Below are 2,579 nucleotides of genomic sequence, written 5' to 3'. Positions count from 1 at the left end.
CCCCGCTGACCCGTTCTCCGGGAGCCCTTCTCTATTGGTGCGTGAAGGGCCTGAAAGGAAACGGGAGCGTCACATGAAGAAAATCACGTCTCTGACTGCGCTGTGTTTGATCGCGGCGGGTGGCACGTCGCTGATCGCGTGTGGCTCGTCTGCACCGTCCAAGTCGTCCGATCGCGCCACGTCCGGTAGCACCGTGGGCAGCGCGGAGGAGGCTATCCAGAAGCTGCGTAGGGATGACGCAGACGTGGTGGCCAGCTGCGATGATCTGGTCAAGAAGTGCCAGTCGTTCGCGGGCGACGCAGGCAGGGGAGAAGAGCTGTGCCAGAAGCTCGGCGATCACTGTGAGGAGCTGGCGCAGCAGCTGCAGGAAGCGCGCGATGCCTTCGAGCAGTGTCTGGAGGGCGTGGCGCAGTGTGAGGCCAGCGCCGCCAACCCCGCGGATTGCGCCGCGCAGCGCGCTGCCTGCAATCCCGCAGGCAGGGATCACGACGCGCGCCGCGGTCAGACGCTGTCGTGCGCCGCGCGCGCGGAGAGTTGCTTGCCGCGCGGACCGTTCGGTCGCGGGGGACGCGATGACGGCGATGCAGGCGCCAACAGCTGCGACGCGGACGCGACGGACTTCGTGGGTTGCTGCCACGGAGGCGGCCACTTCGGCGGCGGCGACGCGGGCGCGGGTCGCTTCGGTGGCCTGGGCAGGTTCGGAGGGCGCGGCGCTGACGCGGATGCAGGCCACTTCGGCGGCGCGTTCCAGGGTCCGCATGAGCCCGCCATGCAGGGCTTCGGCGCCGGCGCACGTATGACGGCAAAGCCTCCGATCGATCCCCGCAACGCTCGAAATCAGGGCGATGACGCGCAGGACGACGGCGCTGGCGACGACAACAACCGCTGAGCACTGAACTTCTGGTGCAGCAGATCGCAGACGGAGCAACTGGGGTATTACCTTGGCGCTTCGTCTGCGATAGACATCGCGCCGGGAGGTCTTCGAGAATGAAACGCTCAGTTGCCAAGTCGCAGCTCTCGGTCGGCGTGTTCGTCGCACTGGCGCTGCTGGTCGGGAACAACGTCATCGGCTGCGGTGATTCATCGTCTGATACGCCCGAGACGGGCGTGGCTACCAACAATCCGGGCAGCTCCAGTTCCGGATCGAACGGCAACGGCAGCTCGACCGGCGGTGGCAGCTCCGTCAGCGCCACGCCGAACAACGAGGGCAATCCGAACAACATCGCGCTCGATCCCAACCGCGATCAGTCGATGCCGGTCAAGCTGGTGGCGAGCGGCGCCGTGCAGTGCGGCGGGCAGGGCAATTACTGTATCGCGCCCAACCTGACCTGTTGCTCGAGCGCGGGCGGAATGGGCATGGCCGCGACCTTCAGCTGCGCGCCGAACGCGGCGGCGTGTCCGGCAGGCACGGCGCAGACGACCTCCTGCTCCGGCCAGGCGAGCTGCGGCTCCGGCGAGGTTTGCTGTCGCACCGGCGGTGGTGGCGGCATGGGCGGCGGCGCGCAGTCCACGAGCTGTGCGGCGTCCTGCGCGATGGGCTCGGTGCAGGTGTGCCTGACCGATGCCGAGTGCGGCGCGGGCAATCAGTGCAACGGCAACGGCACCTGCGGCCCGGTCGCGTGCACGGCCACGAGCTGCACCGGTGGTCAGCTGTGCTGTCGCGCCGGCGGCGGCGGTGGCGGCTTCGGCGGCGGGCAGCCGGCGTGTGTCGCTCCCGGCGGCGACGGTCTGTGTCCGAACAACCAGCGCCAGGTCTGCACCACGGACGCGGACTGTCCCGCGGGCAACACTTGCGCGCCGCTCTTCGGCGGCGGTGGTGGCGGCGGCGGCAACGCCAACCTGGTGTGCACGCCTCCACCGTGCACCACGACCAGCTGCGCCGAGGGCCAGGTGTGCTGCGTGGGCGGTCAGGCGGGCAACAACCCGACCTGCCTGGCGGCGAACAACGGCGCGTGCCCCAATAACTCGCGGCTGCTCTGCGCCAGCGACGCAGACTGCGCGGCCGCCGCCGGCACGCTGTGCTCAGCGCCTCCGAACGGTGGCATGGGGCCGCTGTCCTGCCGCGTTCCTCCACCTCCGGTGACGGACGCGGGCGCCGACGCGGGCGGCTGATCGTCGACTTCGGATGGAGAGCTCGGGCGCTGCGTAAAGCCCGGGCTCTCCGTCTTTCTTTTGTGTCTCAGATCGGGTCGATGCGCAGGATCAACCCGCGCGTATGGTCGAGCGCGTACAGCTCGCCGCTCGCGTCGCGAGCGAAGGCCGAGAAGGCGTGCTGGAAACGACCGAGGTATTCGGCCTGCCCGCGCTCGCCGCGCTGCTCGGGCAGCTGCAGCGCCCACAGGCGCCCGGATTGGTAGTCACCGAACACGTACTTGTCGCGCAGGCGCGGGATGCGCTGGCCGAGGTACACCTGGCCGCCGGTGATGCTGTTGCCGGCGTCACGCCCGTACTCGAAGATGGGATCGATCATGCCGCTGTCGGCGCAACCCTCGGGCGGCGCGAAGCAGTGCGCGGCCTCGCGCACGTTCCAGCCCTGGTTGTCCCCGCGCTCGATCCAGTCCACCTCTTCGAAGCGATCC

3 protein-coding genes are annotated in these 2,579 nt (G+C 69.3%); 2 read left to right on the top strand and 1 reads right to left on the bottom strand.

The annotated features are described in order from the left end of the window. Window positions 1-73: 73 nt before the first annotated feature. Both VFM98_RS01010 and VFM98_RS01005 read left to right on the top strand, forming a co-directional pair. Entirely contained in the window at window positions 74-889 is an 816-nt protein-coding gene (locus tag VFM98_RS01010) for a hypothetical protein (protein WP_325108021.1), read from the top strand. 98 nt (window positions 890-987) lie between these two features. Continuing rightward, window positions 988-2,112, top strand: coding sequence for a hypothetical protein (locus VFM98_RS01005; protein ID WP_325108019.1), 1,125 nt, complete (start codon window positions 988-990; stop codon window positions 2,110-2,112). A 67-nt stretch (window positions 2,113-2,179) separates the two neighbouring features. Here VFM98_RS01005 and VFM98_RS01000 read toward each other — a convergent pair. Next, window positions 2,180-2,579, bottom strand: a 400-nt coding sequence (locus VFM98_RS01000) for a PQQ-dependent sugar dehydrogenase (protein ID WP_325108018.1), incomplete at its 5' end; no start/stop codon positions are given.

It is taken from the genome of Ramlibacter sp. (genome assembly GCF_035706265.1).
Classification (GTDB): Bacteria; Pseudomonadota; Gammaproteobacteria; order Burkholderiales; family Burkholderiaceae_C; genus Ramlibacter.
The sequence above is the reverse complement of the archived record's forward strand: the minus strand, read 5'-3'. Positions and strand labels throughout refer to the sequence as shown.